This is a genomic window from Methanomassiliicoccales archaeon (genome assembly GCA_026394375.1).
In the GTDB taxonomy this organism is placed as follows: domain Archaea; phylum Thermoplasmatota; class Thermoplasmata; order Methanomassiliicoccales; family UBA472; genus JAJRAL01.
Genome location: JAPKYJ010000024.1, coordinates 133439 through 153254 on the forward strand (window position 1 = coordinate 133439; position 19816 = coordinate 153254).

General features: G+C 58.9%; 21 protein-coding genes, 1 tRNA gene and 1 other RNA gene. 10 read left to right on the forward strand and 13 right to left on the reverse strand.

Features of this window, described 5'->3' with window-relative positions:
- Positions 1 to 5: 5 nt before the first annotated feature.
- The 5 genes from NT137_07065 to NT137_07085 all read right to left on the reverse strand — a co-directional run bounded on the left by NT137_07065 (position 6) and on the right by NT137_07085 (position 3900).
- Entirely contained in the window at positions 6 to 338 is a 333-nt protein-coding gene (locus NT137_07065; protein ID MCX6653092.1) for a 30S ribosomal protein S24e, read from the reverse strand.
- Between the two features lie 2 nt (positions 339 to 340).
- Positions 341 to 862, reverse strand: a complete 522-nt coding sequence (locus tag NT137_07070; protein MCX6653093.1) for a DUF359 domain-containing protein — start codon at positions 860 to 862, stop codon at positions 341 to 343.
- A 1-nt stretch (position 863) separates the two neighbouring features.
- Positions 864 to 1049 carry a DNA-directed RNA polymerase, subunit E'' gene (locus NT137_07075; protein ID MCX6653094.1) on the reverse strand — a complete coding sequence of 62 codons (186 nt, stop codon included), beginning with the start codon at positions 1047 to 1049 and terminating at the stop codon, positions 864 to 866.
- The gene (locus tag NT137_07080; protein MCX6653095.1) at positions 1046 to 1612 is read right to left on the reverse strand and encodes a DNA-directed RNA polymerase; all 567 of its coding nucleotides are present in this window, start codon (positions 1610 to 1612) and stop codon (positions 1046 to 1048) included. The genes NT137_07075 and NT137_07080 overlap by 4 nt, the downstream gene beginning before the upstream one ends.
- Positions 1613 to 1737: 125 nt before the next feature.
- Entirely contained in the window at positions 1738 to 3900 is a 2163-nt protein-coding gene (locus tag NT137_07085) for a sodium-translocating pyrophosphatase (protein ID MCX6653096.1), read from the reverse strand.
- A gap of 177 nt (positions 3901 to 4077) precedes the next feature.
- Between NT137_07085 and NT137_07090 the strand changes: the two genes are divergently transcribed.
- On the forward strand, positions 4078 to 5379 hold the full coding sequence (locus NT137_07090) for a DUF4010 domain-containing protein (protein MCX6653097.1): 1302 nt from the start codon (positions 4078 to 4080) through the stop codon (positions 5377 to 5379).
- Here the strand turns inward: NT137_07090 and NT137_07095 are convergent.
- A complete protein-coding gene (locus NT137_07095) occupies positions 5369 to 6079 on the reverse strand; it encodes a hypothetical protein (GenBank protein MCX6653098.1) in 711 nt (236 codons plus the stop codon). The two genes, NT137_07090 and NT137_07095, sit on opposite strands and share 11 nt — an antisense overlap.
- 2 nt (positions 6080 to 6081) lie before the next feature.
- Positions 6082 to 6753 carry a hypothetical protein gene (locus NT137_07100; protein ID MCX6653099.1) on the reverse strand — a complete coding sequence of 224 codons (672 nt, stop codon included), beginning with the start codon at positions 6751 to 6753 and terminating at the stop codon, positions 6082 to 6084.
- 539 nt (positions 6754 to 7292) lie between these two features.
- Between NT137_07100 and NT137_07105 the strand changes: the two genes are divergently transcribed.
- Both NT137_07105 and NT137_07110 read left to right on the forward strand, forming a co-directional pair.
- Complete coding sequence (locus NT137_07105) at positions 7293 to 7997, forward strand: SEC59/DGK1/VTE5 family protein (GenBank protein MCX6653100.1); 705 nt, start codon at positions 7293 to 7295, stop codon at positions 7995 to 7997.
- 6 nt (positions 7998 to 8003) lie between these two features.
- Complete coding sequence (locus NT137_07110; protein MCX6653101.1) at positions 8004 to 8594, forward strand: thymidylate kinase; 591 nt, start codon at positions 8004 to 8006, stop codon at positions 8592 to 8594.
- Here the strand turns inward: NT137_07110 and NT137_07115 are convergent.
- Genes NT137_07115 through NT137_07125 form a run of 3 tightly spaced genes read right to left on the reverse strand, consistent with a single transcriptional unit; the run spans position 8548 to position 11261 of the window.
- On the reverse strand, positions 8548 to 9744 hold the full coding sequence (locus tag NT137_07115) for an MFS transporter (protein ID MCX6653102.1): 1197 nt from the start codon (positions 9742 to 9744) through the stop codon (positions 8548 to 8550). The two genes, NT137_07110 and NT137_07115, sit on opposite strands and share 47 nt — an antisense overlap.
- A 52-nt stretch (positions 9745 to 9796) precedes the next feature.
- The gene (locus NT137_07120) at positions 9797 to 10711 is read right to left on the reverse strand and encodes a cation diffusion facilitator family transporter (protein ID MCX6653103.1); all 915 of its coding nucleotides are present in this window, start codon (positions 10709 to 10711) and stop codon (positions 9797 to 9799) included.
- A gap of 22 nt (positions 10712 to 10733) precedes the next feature.
- Positions 10734 to 11261 carry a CBS domain-containing protein gene (locus tag NT137_07125; GenBank protein MCX6653104.1) on the reverse strand — a complete coding sequence of 176 codons (528 nt, stop codon included), beginning with the start codon at positions 11259 to 11261 and terminating at the stop codon, positions 10734 to 10736.
- An 84-nt stretch (positions 11262 to 11345) separates the two neighbouring features.
- Here NT137_07125 and NT137_07130 point away from each other — a divergent pair, with 84 nt between their 5' ends.
- The 3 genes from NT137_07130 to NT137_07140 all read left to right on the forward strand — a co-directional run bounded on the left by NT137_07130 (position 11346) and on the right by NT137_07140 (position 14830).
- The gene (locus NT137_07130; GenBank protein MCX6653105.1) at positions 11346 to 12287 is read left to right on the forward strand and encodes a deoxyhypusine synthase; all 942 of its coding nucleotides are present in this window, start codon (positions 11346 to 11348) and stop codon (positions 12285 to 12287) included.
- The gene (locus tag NT137_07135; GenBank protein ID MCX6653106.1) at positions 12284 to 13276 is read left to right on the forward strand and encodes an isocitrate/isopropylmalate dehydrogenase family protein; all 993 of its coding nucleotides are present in this window, start codon (positions 12284 to 12286) and stop codon (positions 13274 to 13276) included. Before NT137_07130 ends, NT137_07135 begins: the two co-directional genes overlap by 4 nt.
- Before the next feature lie 588 nt (positions 13277 to 13864).
- Complete coding sequence (locus NT137_07140) at positions 13865 to 14830, forward strand: leucine-rich repeat domain-containing protein (protein MCX6653107.1); 966 nt, start codon at positions 13865 to 13867, stop codon at positions 14828 to 14830.
- Between the two features lie 240 nt (positions 14831 to 15070).
- On the opposite strand, the gene NT137_07145 is transcribed toward NT137_07140, so the two are convergent.
- A tRNA-Leu gene (locus NT137_07145) sits at positions 15071 to 15154 on the reverse strand.
- 137 nt (positions 15155 to 15291) lie between these two features.
- On the opposite strand from NT137_07145, the gene rnpB reads away from it, so the two are divergent.
- The 3 genes from rnpB to NT137_07160 all read left to right on the forward strand — a co-directional run bounded on the left by rnpB (position 15292) and on the right by NT137_07160 (position 17294).
- An RNA gene (gene rnpB / locus NT137_07150) (RNase P RNA component) lies at positions 15292 to 15583 on the forward strand.
- Positions 15584 to 15898: 315 nt separating this feature from the next.
- Positions 15899 to 16384 carry a DUF835 domain-containing protein gene (locus tag NT137_07155; GenBank protein ID MCX6653108.1) on the forward strand — a complete coding sequence of 162 codons (486 nt, stop codon included), beginning with the start codon at positions 15899 to 15901 and terminating at the stop codon, positions 16382 to 16384.
- Positions 16385 to 16556: 172 nt separating this feature from the next.
- Entirely contained in the window at positions 16557 to 17294 is a 738-nt protein-coding gene (locus NT137_07160; GenBank protein ID MCX6653109.1) for a radical SAM protein, read from the forward strand.
- 3 nt (positions 17295 to 17297) lie between these two features.
- Here the strand turns inward: NT137_07160 and NT137_07165 are convergent, their stop codons facing one another.
- Positions 17298 to 17552: a TRAM domain-containing protein gene (locus NT137_07165; GenBank protein MCX6653110.1), complete on the reverse strand. Its 255-nt coding sequence runs from the start codon at positions 17550 to 17552 to the stop codon at positions 17298 to 17300.
- A 13-nt stretch (positions 17553 to 17565) separates the two neighbouring features.
- The gene (locus NT137_07170; GenBank protein MCX6653111.1) at positions 17566 to 17814 is read right to left on the reverse strand and encodes a hypothetical protein; all 249 of its coding nucleotides are present in this window, start codon (positions 17812 to 17814) and stop codon (positions 17566 to 17568) included.
- Between the two features lie 83 nt (positions 17815 to 17897).
- On the opposite strand from NT137_07170, the gene NT137_07175 reads away from it, so the two are divergent.
- Entirely contained in the window at positions 17898 to 19772 is a 1875-nt protein-coding gene (locus NT137_07175; GenBank protein MCX6653112.1) for an adenosylcobalamin-dependent ribonucleoside-diphosphate reductase, read from the forward strand.
- The last annotated feature ends 44 nt before the right edge of the window (positions 19773 to 19816 follow it).

Sequence of the window (19816 nt, forward strand, 5' to 3'; positions counted from 1 at the left end):
CACCTTCACTTCGCCTTGGGGGCAGCTCTCGTCTTGGGGGCTGCCTTGTCCTTCACCTTCTTCTCCGCCATCTTATTGCGGACCAGCTGGTGATGGCGCTCAGAACGATTGATGGCCTCTGGGCTCTCATACACCTTGGCGTAGCCGCGGCTTATTCCCACCCCATACTCTGAGTCCATGTGGTCGATGATGACCCGGTCCTTGGAAACGTCCATCATGCTGGCCATGCTGGACTGCACCGCCTCCCGGGTGGGCGTGGGCTCTCCCGCGTGCTCCACGGAAAAGACCACTTCGATGCGTTCCTGAAGCTGGTTCTCTTTCTTACTCTCGATGTTCATCTTCAAATCGATTCCTCCATTGAGTTCATGAACTTCTTCGCCTTCTGCCTGACGCCCTCGTCCACATTGACGAAGACGATCCCTTTGCCAGGGAGCCCGTAGAGCACGCAGCTGCCGTCGGGCGCGACCGCGGCGCATACCAAGGCCGCCAGGTCCTCTTCTCCCTCCACTCGCAACTTCGTGACCTCTTTGCTAGCGAACGATTCCTCGATCGCCCGAACCATCTCGGGCATGATACGTCCCGCGGGATTGCGGACCAATACGTCCGTCCCTTGCACTCGGCCAAGAGCGCCCTGAAGCGAGTCCGTTCGCTCTCGACGCGTGGCCAGGTCGAATATGATAGTTCTCGGAACGACGCCGTTCTCGAGCATGCGCAGGGAGATCACATCGCCCACGGTGATCAAACGCGAGCACTTGACCGCCTTCTGCAGCGCCGTGCTCTCGTCCAACAGTTCTCCGAAAGGCATGACCAGTTCTCCCCTCATTCTATCCGGCAACATCAGTCCCTTAGCGGGCAGGCGCAATCTAGCGCACCCTGAGGGCGAATTTGCCGTTGACATTGATATGCATCCTCTTGGCGATCTCTGACCGGGTGTGATCCAGGATGATCACGTAGCCCTGCCATTCCTTCGAAGTGGTGTTCCCGCACAATGGGCAGGTGTCCTCTTCGGTGATGAAGCTGCAATGCTTGCAGGCCTTCTGGACCTTCATGCCGCCTTCTCCCCCTTCTTCTTACGATCCTCTTCCAGCCACTCCATCTTGCCCATGCCCGGCTGCCGCATGGTCAGACCTATCTTGCTCTCCCGGGGGTTTCGCTCGTTCATGGACAGGGCCACGATCCTGGCCCGGACCCGATCCCCGACCCTGAGGTCGCGCTTGGTGTCCTTGCCTAGCAGCCTCTGGTTCACATCGTCGATGTCGATGCGATCGTCCATGATCTGGGAGATATGCAATAGCCCATCCAGAGGGCCGAAGCGCACGAAGGCGCCGAACTTGAGCACCTCCACCACGTTTCCTTCCACGACCTCCTGCAGCACCGGCCGAAAGATGAGCGATTCGAACGCCACCTTCTGATACACCGCCCCGTCCCCGTGGACGATGCGACCCGGGCCCTCGCACTTGATGTTGCGCACGAGCACGGTGAGCGAGTCGCTCCCCTCCACCTTGCCCTCAAAGGACTCGCGGGCGAGCTGTTCTACCGTCTGATCAATATCTTCACCCAGACGATCAGGGGGGATGCGCACAACCTTCTCTCGCTGCGCTAGCAAATACATAGGTTACCCTCTCGGCGAGTGTTGCATACGCCAACCCTTATATAAAGGTTCACTGAAGCGGAACGAGGCCCAGACTCATCTGGACGAGGAAGAAAAAGAAGAAGAACGAAAGAGGTTCAAGGGGTCTAGGGCGCCACCACGAAGATCGAGGCAAAGACCAGGGTGATGGTGGAGAGCAGCTTCACCAGCACGTGCAGGGAAGGTCCAGCGGTGTCCTTGAAAGGATCGCCGACCGTGTCGCCCACGACCGCAGCAGCGTGCACCGGGGTGCGCTTCAATCCCTTAGCCTCGATGTACTTCTTGCCGTTGTCCCAGGCGCCACCGCCGTTGTTCATGAGCAGGGCCATGAGCACTCCAGTAATGGTCCCGACCATGAGCAAGGCTCCGACCGATTGGTAGGGGATGTCCGTATTGCCGGTGTAGGCGAAGCGCATGATCAGACCCAAGCTCACCGGGACGACCACGGGCAGGATGCCCGGAAGGATCATGGCCTTCAAGGCGCCCTTGGTGCTGATGTCCACGCATCGGGCGTAGTCCGGCTTATCGTTGCCTGCCAGGATGTTCGGGTTCTCCCTGAACTGGCGGCGCACCTCGGCGATCATGTCGCCCGCAGCCTTTCCCACCGCCCTGATGGCCAGGGCGGAGAACAGGAATACGAGCATGCCACCGATGAGCGCCCCCACGAACACTGGTGGGTTGGCTATGTTCACGACGAAGACATCGTAGGGGGTCTTGTGCAGGATCTCCGCCACCTTGTCGAAGTAGGCGCCGAAGAGCAGAAAGGCTGCCAGAGCGGCAGAGCCCATCGCATAGCCCTTGGTGAGCGCCTTGGTGGTGTTGCCGATGGAGTCCAACCTATCGGTCCGCTTGCGGATATCCTCGGGCTGGTCCGACATCTCCACGATGCCGCCCGCGTTGTCCGTGATGGGACCAAAAGTGTCCTCGGCCAAGATGAACGCGCAGGTGGCCAGCATTCCCATGGTCGCCACGGCCGTGCCATACAGACCGAAGACGAAGGTCATGCTAACATCGGCGGGATTGGGCGAGGCCATCTGGCCTAGGGCGAAGGAGCCGAGCAGAGCGACGGCGATGCTGATGATGGGCAGCGCCGTGGTCTCCAGACCGACAGCGAACCCAGTTATGATATTGGTCGCCGCTCCGGTCTCGGAAGCTTTCGCGATCTCTCTGACCGGTCGATACTCGCCAGAGGTGTAGTACTGCGTGATGTACACTATGGCGATGCTGAGAATGATGCCGATGATGCCGCAGATCATGAAGTATATCCAGTTCGGACCGAGCAAGACGCTCGCGGAATAGGCAAAGAACGCGGCTGCGATGACGGCCGTGATGTAATATCCCCGGTTCAAGGCCTTCATCGGGTTCTCGTTCTCATTCCTTAGCTTGACGGTCATTATGCCGACAATACCAGCAAGCAGACCGAAGGCTCGAACGATGAGCGGGAAGAGCACGAAGCCGACCATGCCCGTGACCGCGTAGACCGAGAAACCGAGAATCATCGCACCGATGTTCTCGGCAGCGGTGGACTCGAAGAGGTCAGCCCCACGTCCGGCACAGTCGCCCACGTTGTCCCCGACCAGGTCAGCGATGACCGCGGGGTTCTTGGGGGAGTCCTCGGGAATGCCCACCTCTACCTTGCCGACCAGGTCAGCTCCCACATCCGCTGCCTTGGTGTAGATCCCTCCCCCTAACTGCGCGAAGAGGGCAGCGAAAGAGGCGCCAAAGGCGTATCCAACGGCGGCAAACAGAGCCGCCTGGATTCCACCATCGGTCCCGGGAATGGAACCAGTGGGAGCGGGAGCGTTAGGGAAGATGAAGACCCAGAACAGGAAGAACACGCCGGCGACGCCTATAAGGCTCAAGGTCACGACTGCGACGCCCGACACCGCACCACCTCGGAACGAGGTCTGTAGCGCCTCGTTCAGGGTGCGTCGGGCCGCGCTCGCCGTCCGGACGTTCGCGTTCACGGACACATACATCCCAATGTATCCCGACAGGACCGAGCAGAAGGCGCCTATCAGGAAAGCCGCACCAGTCTGCCAATTGATGCCAACGGTTATGATGGCACCCAATATGACGCTGATGACGCTGATCGTCTTGTACTGGCGTGCAAGATAGGCCATGGCACCTTCGCGAATGGCGTCCCCGATCGCCCTCATTTCGGGCGTCCCGGTATCCTTCTTGAAGATACTTCGGGTGAGGAGCCCCACGAAGATGAGACCTATGATGCCCGCCACGGGTATTGAGTAGACCAGTGGATCCAATTGCATAAGTCAAACCTCTTTATATGGGGGTTTTTACGCGGTAATGCTAATCCCCGTATAAATGTGTTACCGCCCTTGGCCGAACGTATTGGTACGTCTGGATTGCCACGTCGCGCCAAGACCTGACAGTGAAGGGCGGCAGGGCGCTCTCTTTTTCTGCCCGCAGAGCTCTACCAAGCAGTCGTGGTCAATGATATCGAATTCCTCTACCACCTGATCATCGCGGCGGGGGTAGGGGCTCTGGTGGGCGTGGAGAGGGAGCACCACAAGGGCGATGACGTCATCATCGCTGGCATCCGCACTTTCCCCCTGGTCTCGCTATTGGGCTTCATGCTCGCTTTCCTAGGCAGGAACGGCAACGCCTTGGGAGTGGACGGAGGAGGGTCGTTGAACCTGGCCGTGCTCATCGGGCTGCCCATCGTGGGAGCCTTGGCCGTGGGCCTGCTCTACATCCGCTTTCAGATAGGCGCACCTGGTCTGACCACCCCCTTCGCTCTGGTGCTCACCTACATCAGCGGCGTCCTGGTCGGCTACGGCCTGATCATGGAAGCGGTCGTGCTCTCCGTCACCATCACCTTCCTTTTAGTCTCCAAGCGCAGGCTGCATAAGTTCGCCCAAGTCCTGGACGATGAGGAGCTCATCTCCGCCCTGCAGTTCATCACGGTGGCGTTCATCGTCTACCCGCTGACGCTGCAAATCGCCCTTCCCGCCCCTTACGATGTGTTCAACCGGGGAATGGCGCTGGACATCAGTTCCCTCTTTCTGATAGTCATCTTCGTCTCCTCGATCTCCTTCGTATCCTTCCTCCTCATCCGCTGGAAGGGAGCTTCGTTGGGCATGAAGTACTCCGGCCTTCTCGGAGGACTGGTCAGCTCGGAGGCGGCGACCATTTCCCTCTCCAATCTGGCGAAGCAGAAGAACGAGCTGGTCACGACCGCAGCGGCGGGCATCCTCATGGCCAACGCCACCATGTTCGTGCGGGACCTGGCAATCTGTGGCTTCGCCGATCCCAGTCTGGCCACGGCCACCATCCTCGCCCTGCCGTTGGTGCTTTTGTTCGGGGTGAACATGCTGCTCGGCCTGACCTTCAAGGTGCAGCAAAGCAAGGCGGAGCTGGAGGTCCGCTCGCCCTTCTCCATCGGTCCGGCGCTGAAATTCGGGGCGTTCTTCGTGGCCATATCAGCCATGGACGTTCTGATCCAGGACTTGTTCGGCAGCCAAGCGATCTACCTGATCGCCCTGGGCGGCCTGGTCTCATCGGCGGCGGTGGTGGCCTCGGTGTCCACTCTAGCTTTCGTCGGTACGATCGACCCGTGGACCGCAGCGGTCACGGCCATCCTGGCCACGGCCATCTCCTCAATCAATAAGCTGGTCCTGTCCCGGGCCACCTGCCAGGATGTGTCCAAGGCGGTCCTGGGACGCATGACCCTGGTGGCAGCGCTGGCCATAGTGCTGACGGTAATGGTCCTGGTGCTCAGAATCTAGCCTTCAGGACGACGATGCCTTCGCTCCGGGAGATGTCGATGGACTGCTTCCCCGTGAGGTGATTGGTGCCACGCATCTTGAGCACCTCCAAGTACTTCCGCCTGGCTCCGCCCTCTTCGGAGAGCATGAGCAGCACAATGCCGTCCACCGCGTAGGAGACCTCCGGCGGATATATCTCCCCTGGGCCGACCTCGCCAGTGACCAGTGTGGTCGCGTTCCAATTCTTCAGACGATTGAAGAGATCGAAGAGGAACAGGCGGTAATCGCCCTTGAGCATGCCTCCTACCACCGTGATGGGGTCGATGACGATGCGCTGGGGCACCACCTCAGCGATCTTCTCCTCCATGGCCGCCAGGATCTGGCTAGCATCCAGCTCGCGCATCATGTTGCCCAGGTCCATGTACACTATCTGATCTCCGAAGAAATCCCTGTCCATGAAGTCGAACTGCGAGGCGTAGCGTAGCATCCACTGGGTCGGCTCGCTCAGGGTGGTGAAATACAGCCCTTGCTCGCCTCTCTTCGCCCCCTCGCACAGATATTTGAGTGCGAAGGTGGTCTTGCCCGTGCCCGCGGGGCCAGAGATGAGGACCACGGACGGGAACGGGAATCCTCCCTCGATCATCTCGTCCAGCCCCGGGATCCCCGTAGGGATGCGAACCAGGTCCATCCTCTTCGTACGCTCATCGCTTTTCTTGTCCATCTCTATCCCTTCTTACAATAGGTAATGTCCGTAATCGTCTTGACCCCCGAGTCTCCGGATGCTCTTGCTTCGATGGTCTGCCGGAAGCTTATCTCGCTCGCGCATAGCGTCTTGGCCAATTCGTACAACGGGGCGCTTTTCTCTTTGTCAATGACCAAAAGTACCAATGCGTTCCGGGGACTCTCGAACACTTTAACGAAGTTGCGGAGGAAAAGCTCCACCGATTCGAAGCTGTTGTAGGTCAGGAGCGCCGAGAGATTGTCGATGATGGCATATCGGCAGTCCTTGAGCCCGGTCTTCTTGCCGTCGTCGGAGGAGTTGTACTCGCTAATGGCGGCCGGTAGTTTATCGATATGGAACGGACCGTCGACGAAGCCTACGTTGGCAGGAGCGATCTTGCAGTCGGCGGAGAAGCGGGAGATGGCGTCGATGTACATCAAGCGCTCAGCCTTGATGTGGTGCATCGAAAGGAGATGCACCATGTATTGATGCGGCCGGTCCACGGAAACGAACAGGCCGGTGAGACCCCTGTCCTGCGAAAGGCCTCGAAGGAGCATGATGTTGAACCGCACGAACTGAGTGGATGGGACGTCGACCAAGATGGCGCCGCTCAGGCCGCTTGCGTCCAAGGCCCTCAGAAGCTCCTCCATCTGCATCAGGTCTTTCTCGTTCATGCCAGTCGCCTGATGGATTCGGGTGGTCCGCTTATAAACCTTTTCGGTTGATTATCTCATGTGATTCGAGTGACCATGGACATTCAGCCATGCGGTCGAATGAGGGGTCGCTCTCCCACGAGGGCGCTCGGAAAGAGAGATGTCAGCTACTCACGATCAAGATCGTGGGCTTGTAACTGTGCTCGACCTTATCCAAGGTGTCACGGCACGCTACATTCGGTCGGCTGACTCCTGCCTGCAGAACAGGGGAGACGATTCTCCGGCGACCTGCTCTATCGAGGCGTTCAAATGCCTTTCCCGCAGACCGTTGCCAGTCTCGTGCCCGAAGGAGCGATGTGTTTGAAGTCTTAGCCCAGAGCTTCAGCCGTCTTTCTCTCCCAGGCGAGAGTGCCTTACCCCTTGCGAGGTGTCTGGAAACTTCTGTATGCACCAGGTATGTTTGTCTGATGTTTATGTTTGTCGCTATTCATTCCACGACTAAAGTTCGTGGGTTTTATGGCGACTCATCTTATAACTCTCATCCCGATTCGGTAGCCATCATGTTCACCCAGGGGGACATCGTCGGCCTGGTCGCCGTGTATGCCTACGTGGGCCTGGTCATAGTTCTGGCGGCCAAGCTCAAGGTCGTCCGCAACGCCAAGATGCACCGCAAGTTCGTGCACATCATGGTAGGTAACATCGTCTTCATCTGGTGGGTGTTCGACTCCTCCTATGTAATGGCCCTTCTGGCCGCCGCGCCTTTCATCCCCTTGCTCATCCTCGCCTCGCCCTACTCCCCGATGAAGAAGGTCCGCGATTCCTTCATAGGCCAGACCACGGGGGAGAGCCACGACCTTGGTTTGGTCTACTATGCCATCGCCTGGACGGTCCTGGCCTTCTTCCTGTTCGACAATCGCCTGGTGGCCTCCATCGCCATCGTCTCCATGTCCTACGGGGACGGCATGGGTGGCCTAATCGGGAAGAGGTTCGGCAAGAAGAAGATATGCGGCCCCAAGACCCTGGAAGGCACCACGGCGGTATTCGTAGCCACCACCCTAGCAACGTTCGTGGTCTTCGTTTTCTACGGTTGGCTGAACGCGCAACATCTGATCGTTTCCCCGGAGATTTCCCTCGCCGCGGCGGGGTTGTTCTCTCTACTCATCGGAGCCTTCGTGGCCGTAGTGGAGCTCCTCACACCCGGGCAGTACGACAATCTGGTCATCCCCTTCGGCACGGCGGGGCTGTTGCTCGTGGCCGGGTTGTGATGAAGCATGCGCTGGATCGTGGTGGATGGTATCGATGGCTCAGGGAAGAGCACTCATGCCCGCTGGATCAAGGACCTCTACGAGAGGAAAGGGTGCAAGGTGCTCCTTCGCATCCATCCCTCGGACGGCTTCCTAGGGAAAGTGGCCAGGGGGGGCCTGGAAGGAAGAGGGAGGGCCATGCGCACGGTCGCGACCGTCTTCTTCATACTGGATGTGCTCTCGTCCGTGCGCAGGCTCAGGCGCGATCGAGCGGAGTACGACGTCGTCATCTTCGTGCGCTATCTCATGGCCACGGCCTATCTGCCCGACCGGTTCGTGCAGACGGGCTATGACTTCTTTGCCAAGGTGCTTCCCGTCCCCCGACGCCTGCTGCTAATAGATGTACGGCCGGAGAACGCACTCGAACGCATCTTGCAGCGAGAGCATAAGAAGGAAATGTTCGAGGATCTGGATAGTTTGAGCAGGACACGGGGCAAGGTCCTTCGCCTGGCCCGTCCGCCCTGGAGGGTGCTGGACAACAACGTCGCCGAGGAGGACGTCCGGAAGGCGCTCATCTCGGTCCTGGAGGATTGGGACGCCCAACGACCCGAGGATTGATCGCTCGCACTGTCAACCAAGTTGCGATCAGGGCGAGAGTGGCGATGAACACGCCTATCATTTGGATCGAATCCATGCCCAGGGAGACATAGATCGGACCGAACAGCACAGGCGCAACAGCATATCCAAGGAAACGGCTGCTGTTGAAGATGGATGAGACCGTGCCTCGGCTCCTTGGCATCACCTCCACGGTCAGGGTGAGGAGAGAGGCCCACACCACCGAGGAACCGCAGCCTAGAAGCGCCAGGGAAGCGGAATAGGTCAGGAACGAATCGGCACGAGTGAGCACCAGGAAGGCCACCATCATGATGACGAAGCCGATCATCGCCGCCTTCAATCGACCTAGATTGTCCACAAGCCAGCCGCCGACCGGCGCCATGAAGATGCCGGCGATGCCCGCAGAGGCGATGGCGATGCCTATCAGGTCCTCCGCCAAGGACAACGGAGGCAGGGAGAGCACGTCCGACATGAATGCCAGGGTGCTCATGTAGCAGAGGAACGTCATGAAGCCCGCCAGGGAGAGGGTGATGACCTTGCGTTCGCCCAACGCCTCCTTCATGAGCGCGGCGAAGGCGCCCATGCCTTTCCTATCCTTCTTCACCTCCTGATGTCCCTTGAAGGCCACCAGGTATAAGACGTTCATGAACAAGGAAAGGATGGAGATGGTGATGAATGTCAAGCGCCAGTCCACCTGACTGATGAAGCCGGCCATGAACGGACCAAGGGCGATGCCGGCGGTGGTCGCAGCACCGAGCAAACCCATCGCCCGACCGGTCTCCTTTGGGTCCACAATATCCCCCAATAATGCGACCAAGACAGGCGACACAAAGGCGAACCCGAACCCCTGTAGGGCGCGGGCCATGTAGAACGTGCTCAGATCCGGACTGAAAGCGGTGCAGAACCCACCCAGGGCGTAGATGACATATCCCAGGGTGAGCACCTTCCTCCGGCCGTGGATGTCGGAAAGGGTCCCAGTGAACAGCATGCTGACCGCGAAGGGCAGCATGAAGAAGGTGATGGATAGGAGCACCTGCGGTCCCGTTGCGTGGTACTCGCTCTTGAGTATAGGGACCAGGGCGAGCACCGCGTTGCCGGCCAAGGGACCTATGAACGAGCCCCCGTATATCGCCACTCGTCTAAGGTCTGCCATCCAGCCCTGCATTCCCGGCCAGATACTTAATATGCGCTAGCTCGGGTCCGCGTCACCTCTTCGTCCCATCGATCTTGACGAACTTATCGCCCTTGATATAGGGGCAATCCTTGTCTTCGCATGGCTCGAGATGGATGAGCACGTTGGTGTGGGGCAACCTCGCCTCGATGTCCTTCTCCAGGTCCTCGCACAGCTGATGGGCGTCCAGGATGCACATCCGTCGGTTCACGACCAGGTGCAGGTCGATGAAACGCTCCGCCCCGGATTTCCTGGTCCTGAGCGCATGGAAGTTCACGAACTGGAACGAGTGCTGGTCCAGCACCTCGCGCACGACCTTCTCCTCGTTCGGAGGCAGGGATTCGTCCACCAGGCCCTTGCTCGATTCCCTGGTGAGTTCGTACGCCGCCCGGATGATGAGCATGGCTACCATGATTGCCACGAGAGGGTCGAGGATGGGGAGGTTCGTCAATTGGATTATGATCAGGCCCAGGAACACTCCCAGAGAGGTGTAGACGTCGGTACGCAGGTGCATGCCATCGGCGATGAGGGCTATGGAATCCTCATCCTTCCCGACCCGGATGAGCTGCCGCGACACCAGGATGTTCGCCACGGCCGATATGCCCATGACCACGATGCCCGCCCAGACGAACTCCACCGGCGCGTTGTTGAAAAGGCGGAGCGATGCCTCGTAGATGATCAGGCCAGCAGCGAGGAGGATCAATATCGCCTCCACCACTCCGGCGTAGTTCTCGTACTTACCATGACCATAGGGATGATCGGCATCCGCCGGGATGGTGGCCTTGCGCACCGAGTAGTTGGCTATGACCGCGGCGATCAGGTCGATCATGGAATGGATAGCCTCGGACAGCACGCTCACCGACATCATCATGATTCCGACGGCCAGTTTTAGGCCCACCAGAGTGGTGTTGCTGTAGATGGAGAGCATCGCTGCCCGGACTTTCTTCAAGCTATCCTCCTTCCCGAGAGGGCTAGCCCGATTTAGGCTTTTCTGAGCTGGTTCCGATCAGGTGGTCCATGTCCACCGTTCCCAGGTAGCGGATGACGTCCGCCCGGGTGAGGATGCCCACGACGCGGGTGCCTTCGATCACCGGGATCCGATTCACGCCGAAGGCGCTCATGATGAGCACGGCCCTTTGGATGGTGTCCTCTGGTCCTAGGACGTAGACATCGCGGGTCATGACCTCCTGCACCTTGATGTTCTGGATCCGCGCGATGGCCTCGGCCATCTCGGTTTCCTTGTAGCTGGATTGAAATGAGACGCCGAAGAGTGATGCTGAGGGATAGACCATGCTCAATCGCTTCTCGTAGGTCTTCACCGCTTTGAGTACGTCGGTCTCGGAGATAACGCCCAGTATCTTGCCCTCATCGTCCACCACTGGCGCTCCCGAGATGTGGTGCTCGAAGAAGATGCGTGAGACCTGCTGCAAGGTCATCTCCGGTCTGACCGTGACCACTTCCTTGGTCATCACTTCCTTGATCAAGCTCGCCGGCGTCATCTTTCGTCCCTCCCGTGGTCTATCGACATTGGCAATATTTATTTTGCTGAGGATGCCTCTCGTCCAAGGCGGAGTTGATGCAGGATGACGAAGCAGAGGCCGGTTAGGGACGTACAGCTGATCGATGGCATGACCGTCGACTCCTTGGTCAGGGAACTGAAGCAATCAGGAGGCTTCACCGGCCGCAAGCTGGCAGATGCGGTGGACATCATCGAGAAGATGATGAGGCGAGATTGCACGGTCTTCCTTTCGTTCCCAGCTTGCATCATGGCCACTGGCACCCGCGGCGTCATCGTGGAGCTGGTCAAGAGGAAGCTGGTGGACGTCATCATCACCACCTGTGGCACCCTGGACCACGACCTGGCCCGCACCTGGAAGAAGTACTATCACGGTGATTTCTTCATGGACGATGCCGACCTCCGGCATAAGGGCATCAACCGATTGGGCAACGTGCTCGTTCCTGACGAAAGCTACGGCCTGATCCTGGAGAAGAAGCTCATCCCCATGTTCGAGGAGATCCTCCGGGGCAAGGATTCCATCTCCACCTGGGAGCTCATCGACCAGGTCGGTTCCCGCATCGAAGATGAGAAATCGCTCCTGCATTGGTGCCACAAGAACCGAGTGCCCATCTATGTCCCGGGCATCACCGACGGCTCCTTCGGCAGCCAGCTCTGGATGTACTGGCAGACCCATCGTGCTCTGAAGATCGACCTCTTCCGCGACGAACAGGAGCTCTCGGACATCACCTTCGAGGCCAAGGAGACGGGCGCGATAATCGTCGGGGGCGGGATCTCCAAGCATCATACGATCTGGTGGAACCAGTTCCGCGGAGGCCTCGACTATGCTGTCTACTTGACCACCGCTACCGAGTACGATGGCTCGCTCTCCGGCGCTCAGGTCAGAGAGGCGATCTCCTGGGGCAAGGTCAAGGAGGGGGCGGACCAGATAACGGTGGAGGGGGACGCGACCATCACCCTGCCCATGGTGGTAGCGAGCCTCATAGATAGGTTGGGTGGCTCCCGGTGAAGCGGGTAGTGGTCATCAAGGGGGACGGCATAGGCAAAGAGGTCATCCCTCAGGCGGTGCGGGTGCTCCAGGCCGTCACTAGCGATCTGGAGCTTGTCCCGGCGCACATGGGACTGGAGTGCAACGCCATCTATGGCTGGTTCCTGCCGCCCAAGACCCTGGAGATCATCAAGGGCTCCGATGCCGTGCTGTTCGGAGCTATCACCACCCCTATTGCCGACCCGGACTACCGATCTCCTCTGCTCTTCCTTCGGCGAGAGCTCGATCTCTACGCGAACGTCCGACCGGCCAAGAAGATCATACCGAACATCGGGGTGGTGGACCTCGACCTGGTGCTGGTGCGTGAGAACACCGAGGGCATGTACACTGGCGTGGAAAGGGAGGAAGGCGATGCCATCATCCTGGAGAGGAAGGTGAGCGAGAAGGCATGCCGCCGCATCGTCCGCTACGCCATCGACCTCTGCAAGACACGCGGGCTGCAGCGCATACACTGCGTGCACAAGGCCAACGTCATCCGCAGATCGGACGGTCTGTTCCGGCGGGTGTTCTTCAAGGAGATGGAAGGGACCGGTCTGGAGGCAAGAGAGATGCTGGTGGACGCCGCGGCCGCGGCCCTCATCACCAGGCCGAAGGAGTTCCAATGCATCGTCACCCTGAATCTATATGGTGATATCCTCTCCGACGAAGCGGCCGCGCTGGTAGGAGGTCTGGGCTTCACCCCTTGCGGCAACATCGGAGATCGCTACGCCTTATTCGAGCCGTGCCACGGTTCGGCCCCGGACATAGCTGGCAAAGGCATAGCCAATCCCACGGCCACCATCCTCTCGGCGACGATGATGCTTCGGCACCTGGGCATGCTGCGAGAGGCGGAGACGGCGGAGGAAGCCCTTACAGATACCTATCGTGCTGGAATCGCCACACCAGATGCCGGAGGAAGCCATTCGACCACCGCTTTCACGGATGAAGTGATCTCCCGCTTGGTCGGGTGAAGACCGAGCTAGACACCATCATATTGGTTCTGCGAGAAAGGATGCGAGGAAGTGCAGGGGGTGCGATTTGCACCCGCACCTATCCAGATGCTGAGAAAGGCGTTTCAATCAGAGGGGGATAGATTTTTTTCAAGGACGGACGCTATGCCCGAAGAGGGGGAAGTTACTCTCACTTCCCAAGAATAGACTAGAGGAGCGGGATATGACTATCTGGCTAAGTCTAGTCTGTTCATTCTAGAGTAGCCTAGAGTAACTAGACTTGATATCAACCTGCACTCAAAACGGGAAAAGGGAAGTTGGAAGAATCTCGGCATCTTTTCATATCTGGCTATGGAGAAGTGACAGCATCTCGCGGTCCTCCGCGGAGATCTGCTTCGAGGACACGACCCCGGGGCCTCTCATAAACCATCGGCAAAGGCAACAGCCTATAGCACCATCACCGCTCCATGCCAGGGCTGCCCATGCCATACTGGAGAGGACCATACTGGATGCGGCTATCGTTGACAAATTATTAAGGTACCAATCAGGCATACGAATTCCAGCTCATTTGTAATGAGCTGAGCCGTGATGTCAGAGCGGGGTGCTTCCATGGGAAAGAGATCAGGAATACATGTGAGATCCACAATTTTCGTGCTTATGCTGCTTTTGAGTGCGTTCTTCGTCGTTGCCACGGATACGGTGTCCGCAGCCGACAGCGACTATACCTATACAACGAGCGGCAGCCCCGCCGTTGCCACTATCACGGGATACACTGGCGCTGGCGGAGCGATCACGATCCCCTCCACATTAGGTGGGTATGCCACAGTGGCCATCGGAGACTCTGCGTTCTACTCCTGCACCTCCCTGACCTCCGTGACCATTCCCAACAGCGTCACGTCCATCGGGGACTGGGCGTTCTACAACTGCACCTCCCTGACCTCCGTGACCATTCCCAACAGCGTCACGTCCATCGGGGACGGTGCGTTCGCCGTCTGCACCTCCCTGACCTCCGTGACCATCCCCAGCAGCGTCACGTCCATCGGGTCTATGACGTTCAGTGTCTGCACCTCCCTGACCTCGATCGATGTGAATACAGGCAACGCGAACTATGCCAGCATCGATGGCGTGCTTCATAACAAAGCCATTACTACACTGATCCAGTACCCGGGCGGTAGGGTAGGGGCGTTCACCATCCGCAGCAGCGTCACGTCCATCGGGGGCTGGGCGTTCAACTCCTGCACCTCCCTGACCTCCGTGACCATCCCCCGCAGCGTCACGTCCATCGGGGAATATGCGTTCTCCTCCTGCACCTCCCTGACATCAATTACATTCCTGGGGCTCGTTGCGCCGACCACCGTTGGTGCGAATTGGATCCTAGATACACCCATGGGAATAAGAGGCCACGCATACCCCGCCTCGAATTTCCCTGCCCCGGGTGGCGATTTTCATGGGCTGACGATGGGTGCGGTCATCGGCAGCCCGGCGAGCGACAATACAATGCTGATATTAGTGGCAGTGATCGCGATCGCCGTGGTGGTGGCGGTGCTGCTCGTCCTACGCAAGCGCAAGAAGTAGGCGAGGATGTGCCGTCGCACGTACGGGCAGCATAACATCGACCAAGGCGTCCCCCTCGACGCGGTGTCGAGGATGCTCGGGCAAAGGACTATGAAGACAACGGAGACCTACTACTGTAGGAGAACGAACGAGTCGGCCGTCCTAGAAACTCAGAAGGTCTGGGAACGGCAGATTAAACCTCTAGAACCTAATACCCCCCTGATCGAGAAGCGTTCTTCTCTGCCTGGTTATGCTTAGGTGTGCAGGGGGTGCGATTTGAACACACGGACCGCTAGGGACTAGACCCTCAATCTAGCGCCTTTGGCCAGGCTTGGCTACCCCTGCCTGCGCTGTTGGGAATACTGCATGACTAATTAAGCTTTCGTAGTCCAGTGGCCAATCCATTCCAGTATGCCGAAGAACAGTCCAATAGGCCTTCCCCACGAGGCTTAAATACAGCTTCCGAGCTAGGCTGCGTCGCCAGGAGAGGGAGGGCGGCCGACGGTAGGACTTCGGTCCGGCTGAGGAAGGTCCCCCCTCGATGAGAAAGGTGGACCACGCGAGTGGTCAGGCGAGAGCCTGGGCAAGGGCACAGAAACGGCACAGCCCCGACCGAGGATGATCCGCTTGGCGGTGACGTTGGTCGGGGATTTGGTGAAACGGCGACTCCCCACCCGAGCAAGCCCAAACAGCCGGGATGACCTCTCAGGACCGGCGGGTAGGGTGCTTAGTTGAATGCCGCCTGAAACAGAAGGGGGCCTATTACCCTCACCTGGCACTCACCTTCATCCGGTCAGCTTGCTTGTCGATGAGCCGTAGGCGGTCACGGATGCGTCGCCTCTGCTAGGCCGATTCGAACGATGTGTCGATCAACGCAGGCAGCGAGAACAATCCGTTCGTCCATGGAAGTTGAATGAGTTAGATAGATGCCTAGTCAAAATGGAATTCAATAATCATTTGTCACCGTTCATTGCTCGTTCTTAACAATCGTTTTCTTGGCGGGAAAACGAGCGATCGCCCGACAAAGGAGCGGGCAACCTAATTGAATCGACATGCCCTCGATTTCTCCTAGGAAAGGGGAGGATAAGGGTGAAGATTACCTCGGGCAGGCTTTACTTGTTCAAGGAGAGAGTGCCGCTGCGAACGCATCAGATCCTAAGAACGGAGCTCCACGGGGGACGGCCGACGCTGTACATCTCGAAGCATTCGCCCGCGCAATTGAGGACGCAGTTCGATTTCGATCCGAGCATCATGCATACCTTGTGGCTCAGCCCGAGACCGGAGCCGGATTGCATTCCGCCGATGAACCTGGGGATCTTCGAGAAGAGAGTGGACGAGTTCATAGCGGAAAGCCCGGACGGGATCATCGCGCTCAACGGCATCGATGTGCTGGAGATGTGGAACGGACTGCGCCCGGTCATCGACGTCCTGCGACGGGCTCAGAGCAAGGTCTCTTTGTATCAGACCAATCTGCTCATCTCCCTGGACCCCAAGATGTACCGAGAGAATACGCTCACAGAGCTGGAGAATATCTCCGACGAGGTAGTCAGCTCAGTCTGCGAAGCCGACTCATAGGTAACAACTAGATTTGCGAAGGGTACCATGCGAAAGGCATGGACACCCGCCTTCAGTTCATTCTGGACAAGGTGATTGCGGAGCGCACCTCCGTCAGTCCTTCCTAACGCGATCGGGAGAATGTCGTCGGCGGACACGTGGAAGCGCCTTGAGTTGGGCGAAGGAAAACCATATGCCCAAGCAATCCCTAGCGAGACACGTGAAGCTCATCGGACTCAAGAAAGAGGGCAAGAGCGTGAGCGTGCAGTTCTACGGTTGTCAGCTTCGTTGCGGCTATTGCACCCACCTCAAGCAACCGAGGACGGAGCATGAGCTGCAGGAGGTGCTAGAGCTCATAGCCGATCCGAAGGTGGAAGACGTCTACATCGGCGGCGCGGAGCCCACGGTCCAGAAGAAAGAACTGCTGGAGCTGCTGCAACGCCTGCAACGTATGAACCGGCGGGTGACGTTGAAGACCAACGGCCATGACCCCCAGTTCCTGCGCGATTCCCTCGGCCTGGTGGACATGTATATCTTGGAGATCAAGTGCCCCTTGGACGATCTAGACTGTATAGCCACGCTCACCGGGCTCTCTCGGGAGAGAGCTGAGAAGTACGCGTCATCATTGAAGCAGAGCCTGGAAGTGCTCCGAGGCGCCAAAGTGAGGATCTGGATCCGGGTCATCCCAGGATACGTCACCCTGGACAAGGTAGGATGCCTGGGAGACCTGATCGCGGGAACGGCCACCGAGGTCTACCTCATCCAGTTCTTGAGCGCGCCTGAGAACGACGCCCCTTTCGACGGCATCGACACTCCTTCCCCGGCCGAAGGCGAGATGGTGGCCATGGCACGGAGATTGCTGGAGTTCGTTCCGAACGTCTACGTGCGCGGCAGGGATTTCAAGAGCGACTTCCGAGCGGGAAGGCAGTAGCCTCTATTCTTCCGACTTCTTCTCCGTATCGCCCGCCGCCTCTCCTTCGACGATCCGCTGGGCGAAGGCGCAGTTGCGCCCGAGTCGCGTGACCAACACCCTCACCTCATCTCCGGGCGCAGTGCCGGGCACGAACAGTATCAGCCCGCCGACGCGGGCGATCCCATCACCCTGCTTTCCACGGTCCACGATGCGGACGGTGTATTCTTTCCCCTGTTCGATACTGACCAGATTGCCGGCCGATCCTTTCTCGTCCATCCTTATTCCCTCATCATGATATGCGCTGGAGGAACTGCTTCACGTGAGCGTTCCATTCCTGGGTGACGATGTCCACGTCGGTCTCCTTGCCAGCACTGGCGCTCAGGTCGATATACCCGCCTCCGCCTTCCATCAGCAGGGTGCAGGCGTCGCGCTCCTTGACCTCGAGCCCAAGCTTGCCAAAAAAGTCCACGGCCTTCTCGATGACCTTCTCGGGAGGAAGTCTCGTGCTTATGCCGTAATGCATCGTCCCCGGCTCCAAGACCATACCTTCCTTGGCGGTATATATGCGTGCGGTAGGGAGGGCGACACGCATATCTACCCTCAGCTTGAATAGCGTCCATCATGGCCGGAAGCGCCTTCGCCGAGTTGAGCGAGAACGCCATGGTCGTGCTGGAAAGACGCTACTTGTTGAAAGACACCAACGGTCGGCCTGTCGAGAGACCGGACGAATTGTTCCGTCGGGTGGCCAGGTGCGTTGCCGCCGCCAACTCCCTCTACAATGATGATCGTAGCGCGGAGCAGGAGGAAGAGGAGTTCTACCTCGCCATGAGGCGGTTGGAGTTCCTGCCCAACTCCCCCACGCTGATGAACGCGGGCACGGACATGCAGCAGCTGGCGGCGTGCTTCGTCTTGCCAGTGGAGGATTCCATCGAAGGCATCTACGATGCGGTCAAGTGGGCCGCCATCATCCATCAGACCGGAGGAGGCACTGGCTTCTCATTCTCCAGGTTGCGTCCGGCAGGCGACCTGGTCCGATCCACCATGGGGGTCGCCTCTGGTCCGGTTTCGTTCATGCGCGTGTTCGACGCGGCCACGGAAGCGATCAAGCAGGGAGGAAGGAGACGCGGGGCCTCCATGGGCATCCTGAGGGTGGACCATCCAGACATCTATGTCTTCATCCATGCCAAGGATGACCTCAGGTCGCTCATCAACTTCAACCTCTCCGTGGGAGCTACGGACGATTTCATCGAAAGGGCGAGAAAGGACGAGGACTACGACCTGGTCAATCCTCGCAACATGGCGAAGATAGGGAAGAGGAGCGCCGCCAAGGTCCTCGAGGACGTATGCAGAGGGGCCTGGCTGACGGGCGATCCCGGGGTGGTCTTCCTGGACCAGATCAATCGGGCGAATCCCACACCGGGGATGGGGGAGATCGAATCCACCAATCCATGTGGCGAAGTGCCTCTGCTGCCTTTCGAGGCTTGCAACCTGGGCTCGGTGAACTTGGACCGTATGCTGGTCGAGCGTGGAGGAACCTTCGAGGTGGACTGGGCGAGACTCGGCGCGGTGGTGGACATGGGCGTGCGTTTTCTTGACAACGTCATCGACGTCAGCAGGTATCCCCTGCCCCAGATAGAGAAGATGGCCCGAGGGAACCGCAAGATCGGGCTGGGGGTCATGGGTTTCGCGGACGCCCTGGTGCGCATGGGGGTGCGCTACGGCTCATCCGAGTCTTTGCGGATCGCTCAGGAGCTGATCTCCTACGTCCGTCGTCATGCGGACGAGACCTCCAGACGCATCGGCGAGGAACGAGGGGATTTCCCGAACATCGAGCTGAGCGTGCACACGTCCCCCCGACGCAACGCCACCGTGCTCAGCATCGCTCCCACGGGGACCATAAGCATGATCGCCTCCTGTTCCAGCGGCATCGAACCACTCTACGCCCTCTCCTATGTCAAGCATGTAATGGATGGGGCGCACCTGCGAGAGATCCACCCGTATTTCCTGGAATTGGCGAGGAAGAGGGGCTTTGACGACGAGAGGCTGCAGGACATCTTGGCGGCATCCCGTTCCATCAAAGACCTCAGCTTGGTCCCCCAAGACGTGCGGGACGTCTTCGTGACCGCATATGATGTGACTCCAGAGGAGCACGTGCGCATGCAGGCCGTCTTCCAGGAGAACGTGGACAACGCCGTATCGAAGACCATCAACCTGCCTCCCGATAGCACCTGGGAGGACGTTCGCTCGGTATACTTGCTAGCGCACCATCTCGGCTGCAAAGGCATCACCGTCTTCCGGGAGGGCTCAAGACCAGCTCAGGTGCTGACCGCAGGCACGACCTATGGCTCCTGCCCGGACTGCGGTTCGTCCCTAAGACTGGAAGAGGACGCCCTGGTGTGTCCAGCATGTGGCTATGCGATCGGCCAGCTGGCTATCTTGAAGCTCTGGGAATCAGACCTGATTGCCGGAAAAGCATGTTTATATGCCCGGCGGTAGAATAGAATGTCGCTCCGAGGTGACTCGGGGCGAGTCCGCCCGAA

Coding starts and splice junctions, on each gene's coding strand:
- NT137_07065 (MCX6653092.1), bottom strand. CDS start 338: ATGAACATCGAGAGTAAGAAAGAGAACCAGCTTCAGGAACGCATCGAA.
- NT137_07075 (MCX6653094.1), bottom strand. CDS start 1,049: ATGAAGGTCCAGAAGGCCTGCAAGCATTGCAGCTTCATCACCGAAGAG.
- NT137_07080 (MCX6653095.1), bottom strand. CDS start 1,612: ATGTATTTGCTAGCGCAGCGAGAGAAGGTTGTGCGCATCCCCCCTGAT.
- NT137_07085 (MCX6653096.1), bottom strand. CDS start 3,900: ATGCAATTGGATCCACTGGTCTACTCAATACCCGTGGCGGGCATCATA.
- NT137_07095 (MCX6653098.1), bottom strand. CDS start 6,079: ATGGACAAGAAAAGCGATGAGCGTACGAAGAGGATGGACCTGGTTCGC.
- NT137_07100 (MCX6653099.1), bottom strand. CDS start 6,753: ATGAACGAGAAAGACCTGATGCAGATGGAGGAGCTTCTGAGGGCCTTG.
- NT137_07105 (MCX6653100.1), top strand. CDS start 7,293: ATGTTCACCCAGGGGGACATCGTCGGCCTGGTCGCCGTGTATGCCTAC.
- NT137_07110 (MCX6653101.1), top strand. CDS start 8,004: ATGCGCTGGATCGTGGTGGATGGTATCGATGGCTCAGGGAAGAGCACT.
- NT137_07115 (MCX6653102.1), bottom strand. CDS start 9,744: ATGGCAGACCTTAGACGAGTGGCGATATACGGGGGCTCGTTCATAGGT.
- NT137_07125 (MCX6653104.1), bottom strand. CDS start 11,261: ATGACGCCGGCGAGCTTGATCAAGGAAGTGATGACCAAGGAAGTGGTC.
- NT137_07130 (MCX6653105.1), top strand. CDS start 11,346: ATGACGAAGCAGAGGCCGGTTAGGGACGTACAGCTGATCGATGGCATG.
- NT137_07140 (MCX6653107.1), top strand. CDS start 13,865: ATGGGAAAGAGATCAGGAATACATGTGAGATCCACAATTTTCGTGCTT.
- NT137_07160 (MCX6653109.1), top strand. CDS start 16,557: ATGCCCAAGCAATCCCTAGCGAGACACGTGAAGCTCATCGGACTCAAG.
- NT137_07165 (MCX6653110.1), bottom strand. CDS start 17,552: ATGGACGAGAAAGGATCGGCCGGCAATCTGGTCAGTATCGAACAGGGG.
- NT137_07175 (MCX6653112.1), top strand. CDS start 17,898: ATGGCCGGAAGCGCCTTCGCCGAGTTGAGCGAGAACGCCATGGTCGTG.